At 46.6% G+C, this 23,056-nt stretch carries 21 protein-coding genes and 1 tRNA gene; 10 read left to right on the forward strand and 12 right to left on the reverse strand.

Annotation, left to right across the window (positions count from 1 at the left end; genetic code table 11):
* Positions 1-36 precede the first annotated feature (36 nt).
* Positions 37-1,455, forward strand: a complete 1,419-nt coding sequence (locus JFQ59_RS01575; RefSeq protein WP_202318654.1) for an oligosaccharide flippase family protein — start codon at positions 37-39, stop codon at positions 1,453-1,455.
* Here the strand turns inward: JFQ59_RS01575 and JFQ59_RS01580 are convergent.
* The gene (locus tag JFQ59_RS01580) at positions 1,430-2,464 is read right to left on the reverse strand and encodes a glycosyltransferase family 4 protein (RefSeq protein WP_202318656.1); all 1,035 of its coding nucleotides are present in this window, start codon (positions 2,462-2,464) and stop codon (positions 1,430-1,432) included. The genes JFQ59_RS01575 and JFQ59_RS01580 overlap by 26 nt on opposite strands.
* Between JFQ59_RS01580 and JFQ59_RS01585 the strand changes: the two genes are divergently transcribed.
* Positions 2,440-3,504: a hypothetical protein gene (locus tag JFQ59_RS01585; RefSeq protein WP_202318658.1), complete on the forward strand. Its 1,065-nt coding sequence runs from the start codon at positions 2,440-2,442 to the stop codon at positions 3,502-3,504. The two genes, JFQ59_RS01580 and JFQ59_RS01585, sit on opposite strands and share 25 nt — an antisense overlap.
* Before the next feature lie 3 nt (positions 3,505-3,507).
* Here JFQ59_RS01585 and JFQ59_RS01590 read toward each other — a convergent pair whose 3' ends face one another.
* From JFQ59_RS01590 to JFQ59_RS01605, 4 genes are all read right to left on the reverse strand, one after another.
* A complete protein-coding gene (locus JFQ59_RS01590) occupies positions 3,508-5,241 on the reverse strand; it encodes an STT3 domain-containing protein (RefSeq protein WP_202318660.1) in 1,734 nt (577 codons plus the stop codon).
* Positions 5,242-5,274: 33 nt separating this feature from the next.
* A complete protein-coding gene (locus JFQ59_RS01595; protein WP_230972196.1) occupies positions 5,275-6,372 on the reverse strand; it encodes a glycosyltransferase family 2 protein in 1,098 nt (365 codons plus the stop codon).
* Positions 6,373-7,437 carry a glycosyltransferase family 4 protein gene (locus JFQ59_RS01600; protein WP_202318661.1) on the reverse strand — a complete coding sequence of 355 codons (1,065 nt, stop codon included), beginning with the start codon at positions 7,435-7,437 and terminating at the stop codon, positions 6,373-6,375.
* A gap of 111 nt (positions 7,438-7,548) precedes the next feature.
* Positions 7,549-8,868: an FAD-dependent oxidoreductase gene (locus JFQ59_RS01605; RefSeq protein WP_202318663.1), complete on the reverse strand. Its 1,320-nt coding sequence runs from the start codon at positions 8,866-8,868 to the stop codon at positions 7,549-7,551.
* 79 nt (positions 8,869-8,947) lie between these two features.
* On the opposite strand from JFQ59_RS01605, the gene JFQ59_RS01610 reads away from it, so the two are divergent.
* Positions 8,948-9,040 (forward strand) — tRNA-Ser (locus JFQ59_RS01610).
* A gap of 11 nt (positions 9,041-9,051) precedes the next feature.
* On the opposite strand, the gene JFQ59_RS12385 is transcribed toward JFQ59_RS01610, so the two are convergent.
* Positions 9,052-9,615 carry a helix-turn-helix transcriptional regulator gene (locus JFQ59_RS12385; RefSeq protein WP_230972198.1) on the reverse strand — a complete coding sequence of 188 codons (564 nt, stop codon included), beginning with the start codon at positions 9,613-9,615 and terminating at the stop codon, positions 9,052-9,054.
* A 146-nt stretch (positions 9,616-9,761) separates the two neighbouring features.
* Here JFQ59_RS12385 and JFQ59_RS01620 point away from each other — a divergent pair, with 146 nt between their 5' ends.
* Together JFQ59_RS01620 and JFQ59_RS01625 are read left to right on the forward strand one after the other, a co-directional pair.
* Positions 9,762-10,121: an ArsR/SmtB family transcription factor gene (locus JFQ59_RS01620; RefSeq protein WP_202318665.1), complete on the forward strand. Its 360-nt coding sequence runs from the start codon at positions 9,762-9,764 to the stop codon at positions 10,119-10,121.
* Positions 10,118-12,169 carry a heavy metal translocating P-type ATPase gene (locus tag JFQ59_RS01625; protein ID WP_202318667.1) on the forward strand — a complete coding sequence of 684 codons (2,052 nt, stop codon included), beginning with the start codon at positions 10,118-10,120 and terminating at the stop codon, positions 12,167-12,169. The genes JFQ59_RS01620 and JFQ59_RS01625 overlap by 4 nt, the downstream gene beginning before the upstream one ends.
* A 16-nt stretch (positions 12,170-12,185) precedes the next feature.
* Here JFQ59_RS01625 and JFQ59_RS01630 read toward each other — a convergent pair whose 3' ends face one another.
* Positions 12,186-14,219 carry a heavy metal translocating P-type ATPase gene (locus JFQ59_RS01630; RefSeq protein WP_230972199.1) on the reverse strand — a complete coding sequence of 678 codons (2,034 nt, stop codon included), beginning with the start codon at positions 14,217-14,219 and terminating at the stop codon, positions 12,186-12,188.
* 1 nt (position 14,220) lies between these two features.
* The gene (locus tag JFQ59_RS01635; protein WP_202318669.1) at positions 14,221-14,547 is read right to left on the reverse strand and encodes an SHOCT domain-containing protein; all 327 of its coding nucleotides are present in this window, start codon (positions 14,545-14,547) and stop codon (positions 14,221-14,223) included.
* Between the two features lie 445 nt (positions 14,548-14,992).
* Between JFQ59_RS01635 and JFQ59_RS01640 the strand changes: the two genes are divergently transcribed.
* From JFQ59_RS01640 to JFQ59_RS01655, 4 genes are all read left to right on the forward strand, one after another.
* Positions 14,993-15,259, forward strand: a complete 267-nt coding sequence (locus tag JFQ59_RS01640) for a hypothetical protein (protein ID WP_202318670.1) — start codon at positions 14,993-14,995, stop codon at positions 15,257-15,259.
* Between the two features lie 13 nt (positions 15,260-15,272).
* Positions 15,273-17,138 carry a 4Fe-4S binding protein gene (locus tag JFQ59_RS01645; protein ID WP_202318671.1) on the forward strand — a complete coding sequence of 622 codons (1,866 nt, stop codon included), beginning with the start codon at positions 15,273-15,275 and terminating at the stop codon, positions 17,136-17,138.
* A gap of 4 nt (positions 17,139-17,142) precedes the next feature.
* Positions 17,143-17,520, forward strand: coding sequence for a cytochrome c oxidase subunit II (locus JFQ59_RS01650; protein WP_202318672.1), 378 nt, complete (start codon positions 17,143-17,145; stop codon positions 17,518-17,520).
* Between the two features lie 82 nt (positions 17,521-17,602).
* Positions 17,603-18,361, forward strand: coding sequence for a hypothetical protein (locus JFQ59_RS01655; RefSeq protein ID WP_202318673.1), 759 nt, complete (start codon positions 17,603-17,605; stop codon positions 18,359-18,361).
* Positions 18,362-18,584: 223 nt separating this feature from the next.
* On the opposite strand, the gene JFQ59_RS01660 is transcribed toward JFQ59_RS01655, so the two are convergent.
* The 4 genes from JFQ59_RS01660 to JFQ59_RS01675 are packed head-to-tail and all read right to left on the reverse strand — an operon-like array spanning position 18,585 to position 22,028.
* A complete protein-coding gene (locus tag JFQ59_RS01660; protein ID WP_202318674.1) occupies positions 18,585-19,490 on the reverse strand; it encodes a TIGR00269 family protein in 906 nt (301 codons plus the stop codon).
* Positions 19,487-20,428, reverse strand: a complete 942-nt coding sequence (locus tag JFQ59_RS01665) for an Lrp/AsnC family transcriptional regulator (RefSeq protein WP_230972200.1) — start codon at positions 20,426-20,428, stop codon at positions 19,487-19,489. The genes JFQ59_RS01660 and JFQ59_RS01665 overlap by 4 nt, the downstream gene beginning before the upstream one ends.
* Complete coding sequence (locus JFQ59_RS01670) at positions 20,425-21,117, reverse strand: precorrin-2 dehydrogenase/sirohydrochlorin ferrochelatase family protein (protein ID WP_202318675.1); 693 nt, start codon at positions 21,115-21,117, stop codon at positions 20,425-20,427. Before JFQ59_RS01670 ends, JFQ59_RS01665 begins: the two co-directional genes overlap by 4 nt.
* A gap of 53 nt (positions 21,118-21,170) precedes the next feature.
* A complete protein-coding gene (locus JFQ59_RS01675) occupies positions 21,171-22,028 on the reverse strand; it encodes a ribbon-helix-helix domain-containing protein (protein ID WP_202318676.1) in 858 nt (285 codons plus the stop codon).
* Positions 22,029-22,612: 584 nt separating this feature from the next.
* On the opposite strand from JFQ59_RS01675, the gene JFQ59_RS01680 reads away from it, so the two are divergent.
* The gene (locus JFQ59_RS01680; RefSeq protein WP_230972201.1) at positions 22,613-23,056 is read left to right on the forward strand and encodes a hypothetical protein; all 444 of its coding nucleotides are present in this window, start codon (positions 22,613-22,615) and stop codon (positions 23,054-23,056) included.

Here is a 23,056-nt window from a genome sequence, read left to right on the forward strand (position 1 = left end):
GAAGCGATTATATATCATCCCCATCTAACCTCAGCAGTGTCGGATGTTGGAGAGGTTGCAAGGTACAGCTATCTAATTCTGGCAGCTTTTTTTATTGCAAGTGTTGTTAACTATCTTTATCAGGTGGTAATGGGTATACTGCTTCCCAGGAGTGATTTCGGTTCGCTGGGAGTTGCTCTTTCCGTGCTGTACATAGCATCCGTTGTCACCCAGAATACCTTTTCGTGGCCTGCAACCAAGTTCATAGCCGTAAATCCAGAAAACGGTGCCAGATATTTCAGAACAGCATTGGTCGGCAATCTCATCCTTGCTCTCGCAGCATCTTTTTTAATAATACACTTCGGTCAGATAATGCTGCTCGTTGCTGCCTCACTTCTGCTGACTGCTATCGTTAACTCCTACGTCTCTGCTTTGCGAGGCTTCAAGATGTTCTTACCAATAGCTGTTGCAAACACCGCAAATCCTGTCGTAAAAATCCTTGTGGCTGCAGCCCTGGTTATCGCCGGATATGGTGTTTTAGGGGCCCTTGCAGGACTGGTGGCGGCCGTAGCATTCTCAGCAGCGTATCTGGCGATCGTGGCAAGAAAGATAGAATTCGGAAAATCATCAGGATGGAGCTTTAAAATGGTCAGGGAAAGTGCATCCATGTCAGTGACCTTTCTGGGAATTTTCTTTCTGGTTAACGGAAGCATTGTCATGCTGAAGCTTTCTGGTTTCAGCGATGTTGTGGCGGGCTCGTTCAATGCAGCTCTGACGGTATCCAGGGCTGTCTTTTTCCTGGCCTCCGCACTGATTACAGTCACATTTCCCTACGTTTCATCCGAGTCAATGGGAGAAAGGCTGTCTTTTGAGAGCCTGAAATATGTCATTTTATTTGCATTCCCGATAGCACTCTCGATGAGTTCGAATCCGGAAGCCTGGTTGACCGTATTCTTCTCAAACAAGTACGTTGACGCCGGGATTTTTCTGAGATATCTCGGTCTGGGAGTGGGATTCCTGAGCATTTCGACCATCCTCGCTTCAAATCTGCTTGCTCTCGGAAAGTCCAGATTTACGGCGCTCAGTGTGGCTATGGCAGGCATAGCTTACGCAGTGGTATCCTACAGCTCGGACACTCTCAAAATCTCCGCCTTTCTGCTGCTGGTATCGGTCACTCTTACAATCGCTTTAACGATATATTATGCCAAAAACTACTACTTCAAAGCCGGTCTAACGAGAATAACAAAGTTGCTGTGCTGCTACGCAGTGCTGAGTCTTCTGATGACGCTGAGGGTCGAGGGCAGAGTGGTCAACCTTGCTCTAATTGCTGCAGCCCTCCTTACCTACACGATCCTCATTTCGATAACCGGACTTTTTGATGACAGGGACGTTGAGTTTCTCCTTGCCCCACTTCCGAAAACGGTAAGAGAGAGAGCTGCCGTGATCGTAACTAAGCTGAATTCACTGCTTCGATGAGAATCTTCTCGGTCTTTTCAGCAGCGCTCTCCCAGGTATACCTTTCCGCAATTCGTCTTCCTGTAGAGCCAAGTTTTCTGTAAATTTTACCGGCCCTTTCAATTGCCTCGGCAAGGCTCCTTGGTGAGGGGTTACACAGCACTCCGTTTTTTCCATCTCTTATATAGCAGGGTATGCCTCCAACTCTCGTTCCAACCACCCCGGTTCCACATGCATTTGCCTCCAGCGCCACCATGCCAAAAGCCTCAAGATCCGATTTCGATGGGAGAACAAGTAACTTTGCTGACGAATACAGTTTGACGAGGTCTGAATCCCCTACAACACCTGTAAATTCGACGCTAACATTAAACACCTGGCTCAATTTTTCATAGTATTCTCTTTTGTTCCCTTCTCCAACCACCACCAGCCTCTCCCCACTCAGTGAAGCAGCTTCTATAAGAACGTCCAGTCCCTTCCACATGTGTCCCCTGTTTAGCTGACCAACAAAGAGCAAATAGTCCTCTTTTCTGGGACCGGGTCTAAAAAAGTTGATATCCACTCCCGGCTCAACGACAAAATCCGCTTTAACAGCTCTTTTTACGAAATCTGAAACTGCAACGCTGATTTCTGCCCTGGAGTGGATGTAGGGCTGTAAACATCTGTAAATCCTAGCAAGAGGGGCCAGAGTTCCGGCGGCCGTCACAAAGGCAGAATGGTATACGACGACGGATGGCTTCTTTTTCAGCAGAAGTGCCATATCCGCAAAATAGGGCACCGGAGTGTGGGCGTACACAACATCACACCACCTGGAGAGCTCTGGAAATACTCTCGCCGCTCTAAAAGATACGGGAGTGTTCGAAATTTTTATTCCTTCCCCCACACCTATAACTTCAAAAACCTGAGATGATGGATTGCTGCACAAAACTTTAATTTCGTGTCTCTCAGCCAATCTACGACAAACTTCATATACATACCTTTCGAGTCCTCCGGGTTTAGGGTGAAAATATGGTGCAACGCACAGCACTCGCATTCCTGTTACTGTTGGCTTTCGTATATATATTTATAGCAGAAGCAGCCTCGACTGAGTTAATCAGCTATGGTATTGTGAAAAAAGGTGACGAGTATTTTGTAAACGGCTCGGGAGAGCTCAAATGGGAAATCGGAATAGAGAACATTTCGAGAGTGAGCCTGATTGTGGAAACTTCAGACGTTTCAGGCACAGTCGTTTTAGAACGGTATGACAGGATAGTAAAAACCCAATCGCTGAATTCAGGAACCGGTAAATTTAACTTTCTTCTTCCACCCGGGGATTACACGGTTTACATTATACTGACTGGAAGAGGCACGGTAATGGTGAAGAAGAACGTGGAGGAAATTAAATCAGATTTTGCATACAAGACCGAAAATTACTCCCTCTATCTTCTGAATGTTTCAAAATTGGCCGTAGGCGAAAAGTTTTCTTTCGATCTCATCAGCTTCTCCAAGGAAAAGATGTGGCATATTCTGAAGGTGGAGAGTGCCGGATGTAAAGGGCAGGTGATGTTCTGGAGCTATCCGAGTGCAAGTAAACATCACTATGAATTCAATTGCTTCAAGATACCCGGTATCTATACCGTTACAATCTCGGGGGATGGCTGGTCTTACGATGTGAGAGTTACCGCCTATCCCGGAAACGAGTTTCTTATATTGATGGGAACTCTTGCGATCATTTTTGCTGGAACGTATGCAGCAAGAAGACATATTCACGGCTTATCTGTGGGTCAAAAGCTCGTATACATCTCCATAGTTCTTTTGATTTTATCGGCCGTGGTTCTCAGCTTTTACGGAGAAGATTTCGCCAACTCTCTGGCGATAATTGCCTATTATTTCCTGACCTTGGGTGTCATAAACCTCCTTATTGAATACAGATCCGAAAGGGCGGGTTGGTTGAGGGGCTCAATCAGTTTGCTTGTTGTGGCATACCTCATACACATCTCACCAGAAGTCCTCAAATTTCTCCCCCACACAGATTACGTTCTTGCCATTACAGCGATCATCATTGAGGCTTATCTGCTCATAAAATCCAAGTGATGGCTATTGCACCTCAAAAACTTTAACCTTCCCGAAACTCTTTAAGAGCCTGAAATGCTTTAAGTTCTCAGCATTCTCCACATGTAACCTGTAGAACATGGAGGTATTGTAAAATTCGAGAATTCTTTCTTTTTTCATGTGTTCAGGGTGAAGTCCCGCAATGGACATTATTGCCTCAAACTTGCCCGTGTAGACTCCGCTCTCGTTCTTTAGACCCATCTCCTCGTCCGTGATGATATATCTAACACCTCTCCTTTTCACAACCTTGAGCGCCTCCTCTTCGCTCTGAGCGGTGAAGAACCTTGCCGCATCAACAGCTCCTGCCTGAAAGTTATTACACACCACCGGCCTTTTTGCAACATACACTATCCAGTTTCCATAGTCCCACCAGCTCAATACGGAGTACTCTGGCTTACCGCTGTCAGGGTGCAGGTAGTATGACGTGGGATCTGTATTCGCCTCCAACCATTTCAGCGCATCATACCAATCCTTGTTCAGTTCATATGGCCTGATTGAAATTGTAATTGCAGGTGAGAAAATGAAGGCAAGGAAGACTGCCACCACGACCTTATCGCCAAGAGTTAGCTTTTCCTTTTTTCGAGGTTTTTTTCTCCCCCTTTTTTTCTTCACTTCATCGCCCTCCTCCCTTACAATTACCTCAGTCTTTTCGAAAATGTAGACGAGGGTGGAAGAGGCAAAGAAAGCCACGGGAATTGCCAGAACATCAACAAACCTCACCTGCAGGATGGCAAGAGCGAATGATGCAAAGAAAAGTGCACGGAAAAATTGATTTCTAAATGTGAGCAGTGACGGAAGGGCCAGAACAAAGGATAGATACCCCGAGAGTGACATGATTCCTGCCAGATCAAAGGACTGTGCTTCAGCAATCGTCGGGAGGTATATGTTCGCTCCGAGAAGGTAGTCCATACCCGCCCTGATAAAGCTCAGTTCCTTAACAGGAATGAGGTATAAAACTGCCAGTATCAGAGCGCTGGCAGCCACATAACCCAGTTCCACTCTGAAATCACCGAACCTTTTAACAAGTACACCGGCAGCAAGAAAGAGGGCGATTACCACAAAGGATAGGGCAAGAGTGTGGCTCACAACTACAGATGCCACTGGAATGAGGAACGCTGGTATGGAATAAAACAGCTTTTTCTCATCAAAATACAGGAATACTGCAAATGCGAGAACGGCAGCATAAATCGGCGCTCCTACCCATGAGAAGGCCAGAATTGTCAGAGGTGCGGCAGCAGTGATGGGATGCCTGAACAGAAGATATATTGCGAGCAGCACCAGAAACATGTTCCATGCGTGATGATCTGCAAACCCCAGAACACTCGTATGAACTGCTGCAGGAATTGTTGCATAAACGAGGGCGGAGAGCAGTGCAAAATTTTCATCTCCAAAATTCTTCGCTATGGCATAAACAAGAATGGTGCTGATAATTCCAAGCACCACGGGCAGCACCAGAGCAAAATAAACGGTGGCATCGAAGCCAAACAGCATCCCTGGAGCGGCAAGAAGGTAATCAAAAAGTGGTAGCCAGCCGATTTTCAAACCGTGAGGGTAGTTGAGGTAGTAGTCAAACTCAGGTAGGTAGCCTGACTTAACGAGGATCTCAGCAAGCCTGAGATGATAAAATGGATCGTAACCTGCAGGAAGCTTGAGAGAAAAGACACGAAAGTTTTGAAGTCTCAGCAGGGTTGCCAATATGATCACAGCCAGCAGCCACATGAAGGAAAATCTATTGAGAGAATAAATAAGTTGCTATTCTATAGACAGACTGCTTATGAAAAACGTACTGAAAAACACCTGTAGACCGACTGCAACCATTAGAAAAGACAGGATCGCGTAGTTAAGGGCGTTAAGCTCCCCATAGCCGCTTTCGACCCATGCGGAAAAAATGAGGTATCCGAGGATCAGTCCGGCAAGAATTAGCACAATTCCAATTATCAGCCCCTCCTCGAGGATGGAATAGCGTTTGAAAAATCTCACCACCCTGTCCACCTCAGCAAGCCCGATTCTAGCGGAGAATATCTTGCTCGAAATGCCGAAAAAGAGTGTTTGAGTGCCTATCATCGTCAGCATAGACGCCAGAACAAGTGTATGTGTTCTGATCGGCTCCAGAAGCAGCACATACAAAATTAAAGTGATGCCGGCTATCAGCATCAATGCTGCGGGTACCAAAAACAGGTAAGAAGGCGAGAGCAGAAGCATGAGCCTCAGATGTCTCCAGCCATCTCTTAACGTTCTAAGCTTGCTGTGACCTTTCCTGGGGTGATAGGTGATCGGAACTTCGACGATTCTGCAGCCACTTCTCCACGCCTTGGCAAGCATTTCCGTGGCGAACTCCATGCCCTCAGAACTGAACCTCAGAGATTCCGCTACCTCCTTCTTCAACGCCCTCATTCCCGAGTGCACATCTGTAAAGCTGGATTTAAAGAAAAAATTGGTTATTTTAGTCAGCAAAACGTTCCCCAGCCTGTGAACTGGTCCCATCGATCCCGGTCTGATCTCACCCCTAAACCTGCTGCCGAGCACGATATCTGCTTTGTTGGAAATGATCGGTTCAACAAGCCTCGGTATTTCGAGAGGATCGTACGTTCCGTCGGCATCGAGCATCACGACGATTTCCCCCTTTGCATGTCTGATTCCCTCGATGTAAGCCTTTCCATATCCCTCCACATTCCTAATAACTTTGCAGCCGAGTTTCTCTGCGATCTCCGGAGTCCTGTCGATTGAGTTGTCCACAACCACCAGCTCATGATCTACATCTTTCAGTGCTTCCCTGCACTTTCTGATGATTTCTTCAATCGCCTCCTCCTCGTTTTTCGTCGGCAGTATTACGCTAACCTTCAACCTCATTCACCCTGAGTATATTTCAAGCATTTTCCCGGCTATCCTGCCCCATTCGTACTTTTTTGCATTTTTAACGCACCTGTTTCTTAATCTTTTCTTCCGATCCATTGCCTCAACAAGCGAGGCTGCAAAACTTGAAGGATCAGCCTTACATACCACCCCACAGGCAATTTCGGAAGCGGCATTCTTTGGGTGGTTTAAGGTAACGACAGGCATACCACAGGCGTTGGCCTCAAGCGAAACAATACTGAAACCTTCCCTCATAGATGGCAAAGCAAACACCTTTGACGATTTCATTACCGAAATCAGGTCCTCCCATCTCATGAAATCACGAAAATTACAGTTTAATCCAAGTCTTTCACTTTTTTCAATCAGTCTACCCTTTTCAGGCCCATCACCAACGATGAGACATCTCGGTGAATCCGGTATCAGACTAAGCGCATCGAGAAGCAAATCCACCCCTTTCTCCCTTATCAGCCTTCCCGCAAACACCACATCGTAACCCTTTTTTGCGGGTTTTATATGCTGTATCTCTTCCATGTCCACTCCATTCGGCACAACTTCCGCCTCAACTCCTACCTCAAGTAGCTGTCTGGCGGTGGTTGATGATACCGATACATGCCTGCTTTCAATCGCAGCAACAACCCTCTCAACAGCCCTGCCGAAGTGACCAAAATATCCAAGATATTCCATCCAGTAATCCCCCCAGAACTCATGCCAGGTCAGGATGAGATTGTGGTGGTAAGAGCAGACGATGGCTGGAAAGTAAGGGAAAACCTGACAGTCCACAACGTCGAAATTGCTGAGCCTGATCTTTTTGCTCAGCCCTGCAGCGAATAGGATTGCCTCGCTTATTTTTCTTTTTCCTCTTGAGTATAAACCAACAGGCTTGAAACATGGGATGAGCCTGATACCCGAATATTCGATTTCACTGTCGCCCCACCAGCCCAATCCAAACCAGTACACCTCATGCCCCTCTTCAGCAAGCCTCCTTCCTATCTCAAAAACCCGTCTTTCTGCACCCCCTTTCACCCACGGGTAAACAGCATCATACACGAAGGCTATCTTCACCAATCTTGTTTTGAAGATGGATGATTAAAAGTTTTAGTGCCAACCCGACTCAGTTCGACGTGATCCGGAATACTTTGTGGAGATGCCGATGAGGCCCAGCAGCTTTGATCGCTACGGTATCCCAAGCTTTCTGAACAGATTTCTTGCAGCAACCACCAGAGGATCCCAGACCCTCGATATGGGTGGGTAGTAAGGAAAATCAGTAAAAAACAGATCCTTCACATCAGCCCCATTGTAAAGAAGTGCCGAAGCGGCGTAAATTCTCATTGCAACGTCGTTTCCTGCAGCCTGCACCCCGAGAAGCTTTCCACTTCGATCTGCAACAACTTTAAGGTGTATCAATCCACCAGGAAGGTATCTGGCCGAGGTACGGGAAGTAATAAAGGCCGAAACAACTTCGTAACCTTCTCTTAGTGCCTCATTCTCACTCAACCCTGCTTTCCCAATTTCAAGCCCCTTAAATCCTGTTAGCTGGCTCTTCAGCGATCCCGGGTAGTGCAATTCGAGACCGGCCATGTTCACCCCGGCGACGTAGCCCATCTTGTTTGCCGGTGCGGCGAGAGGTATCCAGTCCTCCCTTCCAGTTACCACATTTACCGATTCAGCACAATCTCCTGCAGCATAAACGTTTTCTCTGCTTGTCTCCATCCTGCTGTTTGTTTTTATGGCCCCACTTCTCCCAAGATCCACAAAACCCTCTGCAATTGCCGTGTTTGGAAGGACACCCACGGCAACGATGGCAAGGTCACATCTGTATTCACTCTTGTTTGTTATAACCCTCTCAACGCAGTCCTGACCATCAAAAGCCGCAACTCTCTCACTCAATCTTAAATCAACAAATTTCTCCATTTCCGATTTTATTATTGCGGCTATCTCCGCATCATATTCTGGCAGAGGTCTCTCCCTGACTTCAATAACCGTTACCTTTTTCCCAAGCCTTGAGATTGCATTTGCCATCTCCACCCCAATGTAGCCAGAACCGACAATCACAACGTTTTCAGCCTCTATCGCATCGATTTTCACCCTCTGAGCGCTCTCTATGTCGTCAACGTAGAGAACCCCGTCAAGATTCTCACCATCCACATTCAACCTCTGGGCTCTCGATCCGGTTGCAAATAGGAGTCTGTCCCACTCATAAACCGATTCCTTTCCATTCTCCTCTACAGTAACAGAACCATCATCAACAGAGATTACCTTTGAGTTTGTGTGAACGTCAATACCCCTTTCTCTCCTGAAATAATCGACGTCATATGCACAGAGCTCTTCAAATTCATCCACTGCCCCCCCAATATAAAAAGGAATGCCGCAGGGAGCGTGGCTCACAAAAGAGGATTTTTCAAAAACCATTACCTCCCAGTTGGGTCTTAGTGCCTTTATTCTTGATGCTGCACTCATTCCGGCTGCTCCACCGCCGATTACTGCAACTTTCACACATGGAACTAAAAAATTATATTTTTTAAGGTTTTCCATGAGGTAAATGTTAAATTCAGTGGTCTCGAAGTCTGAAAAAGCCGGGGTTGCCGAGCGGTAAGGCGCACGCCTGGAGTGTTTACAGAAAGCGTGTGGGCGTTCGCCCGCGTGGGTTCGAATCCCACCCCCGGCGTGTTTTTAATTTTAAAACTGCCGATCGGTGCTTCCAAGCAGACCCCTCAACCACTCGCTCAAATGAATCCTGTAGGTTTTACCGAACCTTTCCCTTACGATCAAGTTCTTCTCTTCCAGCTTCTTAACTATCATTGAAATTTTAGAGTGGGAAAAACCTGTCCTGAAGTGCAGGGAGTCCTGGGTTATACCGTCGTTCTCCAGTATTATTTTCATCACCGTCAGCTCGTCTCTTTCAAGCAGATTTTGGATTAGTTCCAGGGTTCCATTTCCGCTCGCCACCATTCTGTTTTCTTCCATTCCAGATGCTTTCTGCTCCTGTATATCCTGCTTTAATTCTCCTCCTTTCCTGTCCTTTTCAGTTAAAAGCACTGCTGTAAAGAAGAGTGCAATTGCCGCAAAGAGAAACAGGAAATTCTGATACAGAGTTATGTACTGGCCCCCCATCTCGACGCATCCGAGGGGGTAGGACGGATAGGGTGGAAACATGTTAAGCAAAAAAAAGATCAGCATGATTGCTCCAAGCAGTGCCAGCAGATATGCCATCGGCGAGGCTTTGCCAATTTTCAGTTCCATGTCCGACATCAAATAACATTGTTAAAAGATTTTCGGTGCAGTTGTCAGACTGTTCTAAGGTCCTTTTTAACCTTAATCCAGCTCCTTTGACTTTGGATGCCCTCATGAGAGAAAGTTTTATAAAACATTTGAGCAATTGTTCAATTATGGAATCCAGAGCTCCTGCATGTAGGAGTTTAAGTGTGGGAGAGTATGTTGACGAGATCGTATCAAGCTTACCATTGGACGACAAAATCGTCGAGCTGGCGGAATTTCTTCAGGCTTTTGCCGATTCGTCTAGGCTGAAAATTCTTCTTGCACTGTCAAGGAGGGAGCTGTGCAATTGCGATCTGTCAGCGATAACAGGACTGTCCGTTTCCGCTGTATCACATCAGCTCAGGATTTTAAAGGATAAAAAGCTTGTGAAATACAGAAGAGACGGGAAGAACGTATTTTACAGCCTAGATGATGAACACGTTGCGGCAATTCTCAGAATAGCGATGGAGCACGTGGGTGAGAGGAGATGAAAAGGTACAGGCTTAAAGGGTTGAGCTGTGCAAGCTGCGCTGCAAACATAGAGGAGGAGCTGAAGAAGCATGCCAATTTTGCAGCAGTGAACTTCTCCACTTCTGAGCTTGTAGTTGACACAGAGGACGAGGAGAAGGTCGTGGAGATCATCAAGAAGGTAGAACCGAAAATCGAGGTTATAAGGGTTGAGGAGGAAGAGAAAACAGAAGATGAAGAGCCCGGAGACGTAAAGAAGGAGATATTTCAAATAGCTCTTTCCGGAATCCTGTTTCTCCTAGGAATGATCTTTGAGCAGAGTCTTCATGCCTTTCCAGCCGCTGAGTACGCCATCTTCATAGCGGCCTACTTTACAGCGGGCCACAGAATCCTGACGAACGCTGCAAGAAACGTCAGGAGAGGTGTTTTCTTTGAGGAGAACTTTCTGATCAGCATTGCTACGATCGGAGCAATAGCAATCCACGAGATGCCAGAGGCAGTTGCGGTGATGCTCTTTTTCAGGATTGGAGAGTTCATGCAGGATCTGGCAGTTGGAAAATCGAGGAGATCCATCAGGTCTTTGCTCGCCATCAAGGCCGATTACGCTAATCTGAAGGTGGATGGAGAGGTAATGAAGGTTAAACCGGAGGATGTTAAGGTTGGAGACCTGATAGTGATTAAGCCGGGTGAAAGAATACCGCTCGACGGAGTTGTTGTTGAGGGCACTTCTGTCGTCGATACATCGGCCCTAACAGGAGAGGCCAAACCAAGAGAAGTCAAGAAGGGTAGCGAGGTACTCTCGGGAATGGTGAACCTGAGCGGTCTTCTTACAGTGAGGGTCACAAAGCCCTTCTCAGCCTCAACGGTTTCAAGAATTCTCGAGCTCGTTGAAGAGGCTGCAGGGAGGAAGGCAAAGGCTGAAAAATTCATAACCCGCTTTGCCCGCTACTACACACCGGCTGTGATAGCTCTTGCATCGGCAATTGCCGTCATACCGCCTCTTGCCTTCAACCAGCCTTTCGCCCCCTGGCTTTACCGGGCCCTCGTTCTGCTAGTAATTTCCTGCCCATGTGCTCTCGTCATTTCCATTCCGCTAAGCTACTTCGCAGCTATCGGAAAAGCTGCAAGGAGGGGTGTGCTCATCAAGGGTGCAAACTTCATCGATGTGCTGAAAGCAACGAAGGTTGTAGCGATGGACAAAACCGGAACTCTGACGGAGGGAAAGTTTAAGGTTGCAAAGATCGTTGCTGTAAATGGATTCAGCAAGGAGGACGTGTTGAAATTCGCCGCCATGGCCGAGATGCACTCCAATCACCCCATCGCCAGGTCAATCATTGAGGCTTATGGCAATGCGGACCTGGAGGTGAAAGACTACAGGGAAATTGCGGGCAGAGGTGTTGTGGCAAGCGGAGACGGGCTGACCATAGCTGCAGGAAATGATCTGCTGATGCACGAAATGAAAATTGATCACGAGTTCTGCGATGTTGATGGGACTGTGGTGCATGTAGCGGTCGATAACAGATATGCTGGCTACATCGTCGTTGCTGATAGTCTAAAGGAAGATGCCAGGCAGGCTGTTGAAGAGCTGAAGGCTGTCGGATGCAAAGTTGTGATGCTTACAGGAGACAGCAAGGAGGTGGCTGAAAAAATCGCCGACCAGCTCGGCATCGAATTTTATGCTGAACTGCTGCCTGAAGACAAGGTGAGGGTAATAGAGAAAATCAGAACCGACGAGGGGATTGTGGCCTTCGTTGGCGATGGAATTAACGACGCTCCCGTCATTGCGAGGGCTGACGTTGGCATTTCCATGGGGGCGATGGGGAGTGATGCGGCCATTGAGGTCGCTGACGTTGTCATCATGGACGACAAACCCTCAAAGGTGCCAAAGGCAATACGACTGGCGAAAAGGACGCAGAATGTGGTGTGGGAGAACATTGGAGTAGCTCTGGCGGTAAAGGGGTTCTTCATAGGTCTCGGTGCCCTTGGAATGGCAACTATGTGGGAGGCTGTATTTGCAGACGTGGGCGTGACGCTGATTGCAGTGGCAAATTCGATGAGGTTACTGCGGTGATCTGTCAAGCATGATGCTACATTTTCAGCAATCTAGCATTTATCGCCACGATGACGGTGCTGAGGCTCATCAGAACTGCCCCGGCTGCTGGAGTTAAAAGAAAGCCGAAATTGTAAAGCACACCTGCTGCCAGAGGTATCGCAAATGAGTTGTAACCGGTTGCCCAGAGCAGGTTCTGCTTCATCTTCGAGTAGGTCTTTTTCGAGAGCTCGATAATCGTCGCAACATCCCTCGGATCGTTCCTCACAAGTATGATGTCTGCGGTTTCAATTGCAACATCCGTTCCGGCTCCGATGGCGATGCCCACATCGGCCTGAGCCAGGGCCGGGGCATCGTTAACACCATCACCCACCATGGCCGTGACGTACTTCTGCTGCACCTCTTTAACCTTCTCAGCCTTTTCATGCGGTAAAACTTCTGCAAAGTAGTCATCCAGACCCAGTTCCTCGGCCACCCATTTTGCCACGAATCTGTTGTCTCCGGTGAGCATCATGCATTTTATCCCCATCGCTTTCAATCTCGCTACTGCCTCCTTGGACTCCTGTCTTATTTTATCCGCCAGAGCGATTGCGCCTGCAACTTTTCCGTCTTCAAGCAGGAAAACTACAGTTTTACCCTGCTGCTTCAACCTCTCAACCTTCTCCTCCACCTCAATTCCTTTCTCCTTGATGTACCCCGGACTCACAACCATGAATCTCCTGCCGTTAACAGCGCCTTCAACACCTTTCCCCGGTATTGCCCTGAACTCTTCAACCTCTTCCAGTTTCATTTGTCTCTTTTCCGCTTCCTCAACAATGGCCGCCGCGATTGGATGCTCCGATTTTGCTTCGAGAGATGCAGCGATTTTCAGCACCTCCTCTTCGCTGCCGTTGAAGGAAATGATGTCCGTCACACCAAAGCTCCCCTCCGTTAGCGTACCTGTCTTGTCAAAGATTATCGCCTGAAGATCCTTTGCCCTCTCAAATGCCTGTCTTTCTCGTATTAGCAATCCGGATTTTGCTGCAAGGGAGGTGGAGACTGCAACAACGAGCGGAATTGCCAATCCTAGGGCATGAGGGCAGGCTATAACCATAACCGTCACAGCCCTCTCTATTGCGAAGACGAATTCCATTCCAAGGGCGAGCCAGGCAACAAGCGTCACGGTTCCTACGGCCAGTGCAACAATCGTCAGAAACAGAGCCGCCCTGTTGGCAAGGTCCTGTGTTTTTGACTTGCTCTCCTGCGCTTGCCTCACGAGCTCGATAACCTGATTGAGATACGTATCCTTTCCTGTTTTCTCAACCTCGACGACGATTGATCCATCTCCGTTTATAGCGCCGCCAATGACTTTGTCTCCGGGTTTTTTGGATACTGGCTTTGATTCGCCCGTCAGCATCGCCTCGTTAACGAAGGTTTCACCTTCCACCACAATCCCATCAACAGGAATCTTCTCTCCCGGCTTCACCAGCACCCTATCTCCCGGCTTAAGCTGTTCGACCTTTACATCCACCGTCTCTCCGTTTTTAACCAGATGGGCTTCTGACGGCATGATCTTGACGAGTTCCTCCAGAGCGCGAGAAGCACCCAGAACGGATCGCATCTCGATGTAGTGTCCGAGGAGCATGATGTCTATCAGCGTGGCGAGCTCCCAGAAGAAGAATTTGCCCTTCAAACCAAAAACGACCGCAGAACTGTAGAAATAAGCAACGCTTATTGCAACCGCTATTAATGTCATCATTCCGGGCTGTGCTTTTTTCAACTCATCAAACAGTCCACGAAGGAAGGGATAGCCTCCGTAGAAGTAAACCGCTGACGACAGCAGGAAAAGGATATAGAGAGAGCCAAAAAACTCGAGTTTGAAATTAAAGAAGTTCTGAATCGCAGGAGACAGGATGAGAATGGGAACTGTTAAGACCAATGAAACGTAAAATCTCCTCTTGAAATCCTCCATCATGTGCCTGTGGTGATCGTGAGCGTGCTTCATTCCTTTCATTTCCCGGACATCCTTGCCTGCATGCTCACTCTCCCCATGTCCGGAATGATCCATACCCTCCATTTCGTGCTCCTTCATCCTACCCCTCCATCTCCTCTTTTATCCTCCTGTATTCCTCTTCGGTTATCTCTCCCCTCGCATATCTTTCCTTCAGAATTTCCAGCGGTGTCTTTTCCGTTTTGGCCATCTCGCCCTTAGTTTCTCTCAAAACAATATATATGAGCAGAAATACTATTCCGAGCATCGGAATTACGACGAGAATGAACCACAGCAGCCCGTTCATACCTCTTTTTTCAGCGTCTTTGTACACCAGGTATCCGATAACGAGAAGTGGAATCCACCAGATGAACATTCCAATTCCGAACAACGGGAGGAACATCATGTAAGGATATATGAGTCCATTCATATTAAATGTTATGGTGTTTTGAATGATAGCTTTTGAATGATAGGCCTAAAAATTAACAGTTGAGCTGGGAGTACTTGTCGAAAAATTTAAAATTTAAAAATTCAAACGTGGCCGAGATCCATCAAATGGACAGGCTGTAAGGCAGACCATCCAGCTCTTGTGGAAGTGGATGTCAGTAAAACTCTGAAGGGTGCTTTTCAGCTCTGCGGGATTGCATGAAGTTTTCGATCTGATCAGGACTCAAAAATGGAGGGTTAACTCTTTTGAATCGTTATTCTCTTGGAGTTTTAACACACATTGCCTGAGAAAATGCGTTTGATTCTGAAGATAAAACGTTCTGCAGATCTTTAAAACGTTCTGAACGTTTTGGCAGCTCCAAATACTGACGTTTCAGCGGGCAACACCTATTGCCCATGACGTTAACAGTGTTTTGAGGTGATGTGAGATGGACTGGAAGAAGGTCGGAATCGTGGTGGCCCTTGCAGTTGCTGCAGGGCTGTATGTTGCGGCTGCAATGCCCTGGGGAATGATGGGATACATGGGATACGGTGGATACGGCATGCCCATGATGGGCGGATACGGGCCAGGGTACGGAGGTATGGGATATCCGGGCTACCAAGGATATGATGTAAATCAGACGCAACCGCAGGGCTATTACGTGCCGTATGGCTACTACGGCGGTCACGGCTGTCCGATGATGGGATACTGGTAGGTGGCTGGCGGATATGCGTAAGATTTTTCCTATTTTTTTAGCTCTACTCCTTTTAGGACTTGCAACAACTGCAGGATTTCAAGTACAGACTTCCAGGGGCACGGAGAAGGTCGTTTATATTGAGGCATTTCAGTTTGGATACCGAGTTGTGGCGATACAGGAAGGGGACAGAATATACAGAACGGACTCCTTAAGGCTGAACGCAGGCGATACGGTTACCTTCCACGTTGTAACGAAGGATGTCACCCATGGGTTCACCATAGAAGGTATAACGGATGATGTGGCCGAAAATCTGCTCGTTTTGCCCGGCAGAACTCTTGTAGTCGGTCCAGTTACCTTCAACGAGCCGGGAAAGTACAGAATCAGGTGCTCAACCAACTGCGGTTCCTTACATCCATTCATGACCATGGATATCGTGGTTGAGCCGAACGTTCCCTATTACGCTCTTTCAGGCTTCGTCATCATGACAGGTATGGCCGCATTGCTCTACAGCGGTAAAAGCGGTGGCAGGGAAATTAATTTTAAGACCAGATTTCTTAAATCGAGGGCTCTGATTTTCATCCTCACGACACTGAATCTGTCGATGTTTCTGCTGATAATTCTTACAGGACTTTTCGGCAGCGTTATTGGCAGCGAAAATTTCTCAATCGCGGTTACGTGGATACTCTGGTTCGCTCTGGTTGAATTTGCAATACTCTTTGCAGCGAGGGCCTGGTGTGCAGTTTGCCCGATTCCGATAGTGGGTGAATGGTTGCGAAGAGGGCGATTTCTTGGAGCGAGGAGGGTGATACCAGAGAAAGGAAGCTTTCCTGTCAAGTACCGGAACATGTGGATACCGGCCATCGGTTTCCTTGCGCTTTCGCTCTTCATACCATGGATAGTGACGAAGCCTCTCGTTACGGCTCTTCTCTTCCTTTCCCTTTTCATCGCTGCCACAGCATTCTACCTGGTCTACCCGCCGCGCTACTTCTGCAAACATGTCTGCCCGGCTGGGGGATACATCGGCTACCACTCCAACGCATCGCTGCTGGCTCTGAGAAGCATTGACAGGGAGAAATGCAGGAGATGTGAGAAATTCTGCCTCAAGGGCAGCGATGAAGGGTACCCATGCCCGTGGAAAATCTACCCGGGTGGAAACGATGAAAACACATACTGCGGACTCTGCTTTGAATGTCTGAGAACCTGCAGGTATGACAACATCGCCCTGAAGCTCAGATTACCTTTCGAGGAGCTCGCCAGAAAGGCCATAAGGGCTGCAAAGTCCAGAAAGCTTGACGAAACGGCGATGGGCTACATAAGATTTGGTCTGGCAATATTCTATGAGCTGTTCTTCTTCGGCAGTATCTACTGGCTAAAGGATTTCGGAAATCTCGGCAACCCCTACGGAGTAAACCTTGAAAACGCCCATCTGCTTGTTCCGTCCATTTTCGGAGTTATGAAGTGGTCGATTTGGGCGGCAATTGTTTTGTCAGCAATTCTAGCAATTGCTGCGCTCTACTACGCCTTCAGCTTTATAGCAGCAAAGATTGCCGGACTCGATCCACAAAAGGTTTTCGTAGCGTTCAGCTACTCACTCGCACCATACGGTCTTCTCGTATGGGCCGGATTCGCAATTGGATTGCTCTCATACTTCTACACCTACCCACTCAATGCCTTTCTCGATCCCTTCGGTCTGGAGAAAAACGCCTTTCCAGCATCCCTGACTGCAAAACAGATAATACTCCTTCAGGCCCCCTTCATATCCCTAGCCCTCGCCACTGCCATCATAGCTACAAGAAAGATAGCTGAGAGGCTTACTGAAAAATCAGCGATAGCGGTGATTTACAGCATACCGCACATTCTTATGGCCCTGATACTTGTAAAAATAGTTGCGGGGTGATTGTATGGAGAAGAGAGAGTTTGCCGCACTGCTTTTTGTTGTTATCGCCCTGGCAATTCCCGTATACCTGACCATAGACAGGCTTTCTGAAAAGCAGACAGGTTCTGAAATCGTAATCAATGCCTACGTCCCCGAATCAGGTGGATTTAAGCCGAATTATATAGTCGTACCAAAAGGTAGCAGAGTCAAACTTGTTTTCAAGTCAGAAGACGTGACGCACGGCATTTTCATTCCGGATCTCGGAATAAACAAGCTGATTCCTGCAGGCGATGAGGTGGTCGTGGAGTTCGTTGCTGAAAAGAGCGGTGTCTATCCGTTCATGTGCTCAGTGTACTGCAGCCCCTATCACAGGCTCATGCGGGGAACGATTGTAGTCGTTTGAGTTTCCGAAACATCTTAATTTTTTTCGTGAAAACCTGACTGAGATTCGAAAATTTTTTAAGTAAAACATACAATCACTGTCAATGAAATATTGCACTATAGCATTTATTCTGATCACAATCTTCACACTTGGATGTCTCGGACCAGAGGAAGGGAGTTTTACGCATACCATCGACTATACAATTTCCCTGACTTTTGGTGAGCTCGTGGAGGGCAGGACGATAAAGCCATCCTCCAAAGTCGATGAGCTTGAGAACATTACTGTGATTGTTCCTCTGCCAGTGATTGACGGTCAGCCCATTAAGCTCCAGAACCTAACGATTCCCGCCGGCTGGAAAGCGGAGATCACTGAAACACCCCACGGCACGATGTTGAAGCTGGAAGGGAAAAACGTAAGGACCTGGAAAATGTCTCCAATGCCCGTACCCGTTGAGAGCGGAAAAACTCCAACAGTAACGCCCACAATGGTTAAAAAAGCTGCTGGCTACGAATTTGAGCTGCGACTTCAAATGAACAGGGAGATCAACACCCTCAACCCCCTAAACGGTGAGTTCGTTCTTCAACCCAAATACGAACTGAGGAGGATAAACTGCCCTGAGGAATATTTAAAGCACTACAGATACGTGAAGTGCTACAGTTACAGTACCGTGGTATTTTACGCCTCACATCCTTCAATCGATGCGGGCATGTATATCTCGCTCGAGGGCAGAAATTACTGGTTCCAGATGGGATGGACCGGAAATGAGTTCTACGACCACATACTGGCATTTCTAACCGAAGATGGGTGGAACAATGTGACTGGAAGTCTGGAAACAGGGAAAGGTGTGTATCTGAGCACGTAAGATGTTCTGGTAGCTCCCACGCCTTTTCAAAGGCCCTGCTGGTTGGTATGATCGGGCCATACTCCTGCCATTCACTAGTTTCCAAATTTTCACTGCGTGACATTCTCTCCTTTTGCTGCAGATGAAGACAATTTTTATTTCAGCCTGCTGGTATCGCCTCTGATCAGTAATCCACGTTTCCAGTGGCAAAAGGCTTAACAATGTCTCTGCTTTAATAAAAAACTCAGCCAAGCTCCTCAAGCAGCTTGCATGCCTGACAGACCTTTTTCGGCGTTGGTTCACCACATCTCTCGCACCTGTTGAGGTCGATCTGTGGATACATTTCTCTCAAACACGGGATCAGTTTTTCAAAGCTGTTCATAACCGAAAACTTTCTGCCGGGATACTTGTTCTCAAACTCGTAAAGGAAGTCCCTAACGCTCGCCCTTACCGGGAAATAGCTGTACGGACATTCTTCAAAGTCCATTGGCAGGTTATGAAGAAGGCCGTAGACCACAACCTCTTTTTCATAAATGTATCTGAAAGGCTTTATTCTCATAATCAGGCCTTCCTGAACCCTTTGCGGTACGAGTCTTGCCATTCTCTCCATGTCCGCATTCAGAAAGTTCAGCAGAATTGTTTGCGTTTCATCATCAAGGTTATGCCCTGTGGCCAGCTTCGTGGCCCCCATTTCCCTCGCAGTTCTGTTGAGCAGGTATTTCCTGAAAACACCGCAGTATGTGCACGGCTTTTTGTCCCCCCTCTTCACCATTTCATCAAGCGTCATTCCAAAGTTTTCCTCAAACGATACAACAACGTGTTCGATCCCAAGCTGTTCCGCCACTTTTCTTGCAATCTCAACTGTCGGCGGTCGGTAGTTGGATATACCCTCGTCGATGGTTATGGCAAACAGTTCCAGGTCTCTCCTCTTTTCATACAGTTTCGCAAGAGTGTAGGTGAGGGTGACGCTGTCCTTTCCACCGCTCAGAGCGATTGCAATTCTGTCGTTCTTCTCAATCATCTTAAATTTTCGAACTGCAAGCTTTATCCTCCTCTCAAAATCCTCGATAAAGTGTCTCTTGCAGAGATGCCTGTTTGAGTGTCTCTGGAATATTACTGCCCTTCTATCACACCTAGAACACCCTATCATCTCTCTCTCAGATTTGCTTTACTGTAAATTGTCTCTGCTTCCTCCACGTCCTCAATCTGCAAAATCTGCTGCCTTATTTTTTCAATCGGACCTTTGCTGATAGCATGAACCATGAAGTAAACAGGATAGTTCCACTTTTCATTCACAATCCTTTCGACCAGATGTGTAATCTGGGGGAATTTCTGAAGTAAAAACATTGCCACCTTCTCAGGCTTTTTTGATATCCTGAGAACCGTCATTCCATTTTCCTTAAATCCAACCTTCCTCTCCCTCAGCACACCGCTGAAATCTCTTCCCACACCTTTTGCCATCAGTTCTTTGATAACGTCCACGACTTCCTCTTCCGAATATCCTGAGAACTTCGAAAAAGGTCTTTTCGCAATCTCCAGAGACTCCAGAGACCTCACGAATTCTTCATCAAGTCCCAGCTCTCTTACCAGCGGAACATTTTCAGGTTCCAGCCCTCTCTCACTCCAGGAAACGCCTTTTTCCAAGTCGTATTTTACGTCCATTTTGTAAACCCTCTTTGTGGGCAGGATAACAAAATCCTCAACTCTGCATTCAGATGCAAGCTTTTCAACAACCCCTTCAATCTCCTCCACATCTCTGCCCTTCACGGTAAACCAGACGTTGTAGTATGCATCTCTCAGAAAGTTATGCTTGACCCTGAACTCGTCATACCTGTTTATCCTTTCAGCAACCTCTTTTACACTTGATGCCCTGAAACCGACAAGTGCTGCTCTCCTGTAGCCTGAAAAAGCCCTGTAATTGAGATTCAGGCCGTACCTCTTAATCACACCACTCGCCATGTACTCTCTTACCGCTTCAAAAACCTCATCCTCACTCCTTCCCAGATTCTCGGCCAAGTCCGAGAGGGGTGATGTCGTGAGTGGTAAATTGTACTGCAATTCCATGAGGAGATCGACATCGAGATTCAAAATTCTATCCCTCCATTCTCAGCTTTCTTTTTTCCGGAAACATATTCCTCTACAATTTCTTCTGCAAGCTTTCTTGCTTCATCCACCTTCTCCTGTTTTACAAGTTCCACAAATCTTACATCAGAGCTGACGATGGAGTACAGTTTCATCCTCAGATTTACGGGTACATTTCTTTTCTTCATGTAACTCTTGAGGTGATCCATAGCATTGAGGAAGTAAAAAAGCTCTTCTTCTTCATCAAGAACTCTCTGAAACTTGTCTCTGACTTTTCTCGCAACAACACCACTTTTTCCCTCTGTTGTCACTGCAAATCTCACCCCGTTTTTGCCACCTTCAAAAGGAACTACAACCTCAGTCATTTTCGCATCATTTGCCAGATTTACCATCGCCTTATGCTTTTCAGCAGCTTCAATAACCCTTTCATTAAAATCCTTACTGCCAATCGCAACCACAATTAGGTGAAAGTTTGATGCCAGCTTCTCAAAATCCATACTTTCAACTGATGCCCTTACAAGTTCAACCTTTCCCTCTTCAGAGAGTTTGAGCAGCTCGGACGAAAAGTCCTGACTGAAAACCGAAACCTCGGCTCCAGCCTCTATGAATTTCTTCGCTCTCAGAGTGCCGACTCCCCCACCACCAATTACCGCAACCCTTTTCCCCTGAAATTCTATGTAAAGTGGTATTCTCATTAACTGAAATTGAGGGTAAAGTTGTTTTTAAACTGTTCCCCCGAACACCTAGGTCAGATGATTTCCCCAACCTTAACACACCCATACTTGCTTAAATCACTGTTTGAACACAATATTACCGCCGAAGCTGGACAGCTTCCGTCGACGGTAACTTCTGCCCTCCCTCCTGCAAGCGATGCTGCAAAGTTCGCCGCATCCCTGACGCCTCCACTTTTAATCGGAAATATCGCACTTACCTCTCCTACCCTAACCAGGTTTGCAAGTCTCCTCAATTCATCCGGATCGGGGAGATTTTCAATAATGATTTTCGCTTTCATTAGCTTTCCCCACAAAAATATGCTATCGCCTCTTTGTGGCTCATTTCTAACACTCATATCCCTCAACCCGATAAGATTTGCTGCAAAGAAACTATAATTTGAGCTAAATACTTCTTCTACACTGGCAAGAAGAATTTTTTTAGCCTTAACCCGTTTCTCAAATGCCTTCCTGAATGCATGCTGAAACCTTACAGAGTAATCAAGTTCATTGCCCGTGAGGATCATCACCGCCAGAGGTTCCACAAAGCGACAGGTTGCTTCAACAAAAAGCTGGCTGGCCATCACTTCCGCAACAACTTCAAGACTTTCCCTTTCATCGAGTTCCTTTTCACCAACACCAGCGTATGTAACTGCCATTGACGCAATAGAAGTCAGATTGCCCATATCAACATAAACTGCGTTTCTTTCAGTATACACATCTACATTTTTTACAGGAAGAGATGGTTTGAAGTAAAAACCGATGTTTTCAAGCAGCGATATGTACATGGCAATTGCGTTCCTTATAACCTCCGATCGCGACATCAGAGTCTTTCTTCCGATTTCATCAATCCGATCCACAATTTTCTCATCAAGCCTGAGGGATATCAGCTTCATATTCGTAATACACGTGAATTACAAAAAACTTATCCCGCCCCCTTCATTTCCTGTGGAACTTTCAAAATCACTCGATTAGCTGTAATACCGCCAAACAAGCCACCATACAACCTAAATTACCGCAAAAAGTGGAAATATTTTTCCCTTCACTGATTTTCTCCATTTTCGGATTGCTTGCACCATCCACCAATGAAAAATCGGTAACGGGGTGGAGGAATCTTTAAGGATAATTCATTTCTGAAATTTCGGAAATGAATGCTCCACCCCCTTTGTTTCCTGTGGAGATATCAGATACTGCATTTCAGATCGTTTTTGTGAGAATGGATGAATTTCGGGCACTCTTTCTGCGTTATCTCTGGAGTTTTGCTGTTATTTTGAGATTGATCACAAGCTGCAGTTTCGTAAACCTTTCACCGCCCAGCATGTAAAGTTCAAATTTAATGCAAAGAATTTAATTAATTTTGTGTATATTACTGTCATATCCGGTGTAACAGTTCTATACTTCACAATTACAGATGAACCAAAGCTAAGAGAGACAATTAAGGAAAAAGCTTATTAATGACTTTAACCATTTCTTTTATAAAATGTCAGAAAGAGACTTGCTTATTGAGAGGCTTGAGAGGAAGCTTGCGGAAAAAGAGAGAGAGTTAGCGGAGTTGAGGAGAATGAACATCGAAGATATCGAGAGAATCAAAAGAGAGATTATATCAGAGCTTGAATCAAGAATGCCAGACGTTAATCAGAAGATTTCAGAACTCGAATCCAAAATGGTGGAATTGAGGAGAGCTGTAGAAAGTGTCATTACCGAACTTACGTATGTCAAAGGAGAGTTGAGAGAATTAATAGAGAAAAAAGAGGCTGAGACAAGAAAAGAGCCTCAAAAGTACAGTGAAGAGGTAGTTTTCTCGGTGGAGGATGAAAGAGATTTGACAGGTGAGGAGAGCAGAGCTCAAAAGAAAGTCGAATTTATAGACACTGAGAAAAAACAAGTAAAGGAAGATGATGATGAGATAATTATTTGCGACTGA

This window comes from Archaeoglobus neptunius (genome assembly GCF_016757965.1).
Taxonomy (GTDB): Archaea; Halobacteriota; Archaeoglobi; order Archaeoglobales; family Archaeoglobaceae; genus Archaeoglobus; species Archaeoglobus neptunius.

Bases quoted from the DNA above. Each gene is read 5' to 3' on its own strand.
- JFQ59_RS01585 (WP_202318658.1), top strand. From the start codon at position 2,440: ATGGTGCAACGCACAGCACTCGCATTCCTGTTACTGTTGGCTTTCGTA.
- JFQ59_RS01580 (WP_202318656.1), bottom strand. From the start codon at position 2,464: ATGCGAGTGCTGTGCGTTGCACCATATTTTCACCCTAAACCCGGAGGA.
- JFQ59_RS01590 (WP_202318660.1), bottom strand. From the start codon at position 5,241: ATGTGGCTGCTGGCTGTGATCATATTGGCAACCCTGCTGAGACTTCAA.
- JFQ59_RS01595 (WP_230972196.1), bottom strand. From the start codon at position 6,372: ATGAGGTTGAAGGTTAGCGTAATACTGCCGACGAAAAACGAGGAGGAG.
- JFQ59_RS12385 (WP_230972198.1), bottom strand. From the start codon at position 9,615: ATGGAACTGAAAATTGGCAAAGCCTCGCCGATGGCATATCTGCTGGCA.
- JFQ59_RS01620 (WP_202318665.1), top strand. From the start codon at position 9,762: ATGGAATCCAGAGCTCCTGCATGTAGGAGTTTAAGTGTGGGAGAGTAT.
- JFQ59_RS01625 (WP_202318667.1), top strand. From the start codon at position 10,118: ATGAAAAGGTACAGGCTTAAAGGGTTGAGCTGTGCAAGCTGCGCTGCA.
- JFQ59_RS01630 (WP_230972199.1), bottom strand. From the start codon at position 14,219: ATGAAGGAGCACGAAATGGAGGGTATGGATCATTCCGGACATGGGGAG.
- JFQ59_RS01635 (WP_202318669.1), bottom strand. From the start codon at position 14,547: ATGAATGGACTCATATATCCTTACATGATGTTCCTCCCGTTGTTCGGA.
- JFQ59_RS01640 (WP_202318670.1), top strand. From the start codon at position 14,993: ATGGACTGGAAGAAGGTCGGAATCGTGGTGGCCCTTGCAGTTGCTGCA.
- JFQ59_RS01645 (WP_202318671.1), top strand. From the start codon at position 15,273: ATGCGTAAGATTTTTCCTATTTTTTTAGCTCTACTCCTTTTAGGACTT.
- JFQ59_RS01650 (WP_202318672.1), top strand. From the start codon at position 17,143: ATGGAGAAGAGAGAGTTTGCCGCACTGCTTTTTGTTGTTATCGCCCTG.
- JFQ59_RS01655 (WP_202318673.1), top strand. From the start codon at position 17,603: ATGAAATATTGCACTATAGCATTTATTCTGATCACAATCTTCACACTT.
- JFQ59_RS01660 (WP_202318674.1), bottom strand. From the start codon at position 19,490: ATGATAGGGTGTTCTAGGTGTGATAGAAGGGCAGTAATATTCCAGAGA.
- JFQ59_RS01670 (WP_202318675.1), bottom strand. From the start codon at position 21,117: ATGAGAATACCACTTTACATAGAATTTCAGGGGAAAAGGGTTGCGGTA.
- JFQ59_RS01675 (WP_202318676.1), bottom strand. From the start codon at position 22,028: ATGAAGCTGATATCCCTCAGGCTTGATGAGAAAATTGTGGATCGGATT.
- JFQ59_RS01680 (WP_230972201.1), top strand. From the start codon at position 22,613: ATGTCAGAAAGAGACTTGCTTATTGAGAGGCTTGAGAGGAAGCTTGCG.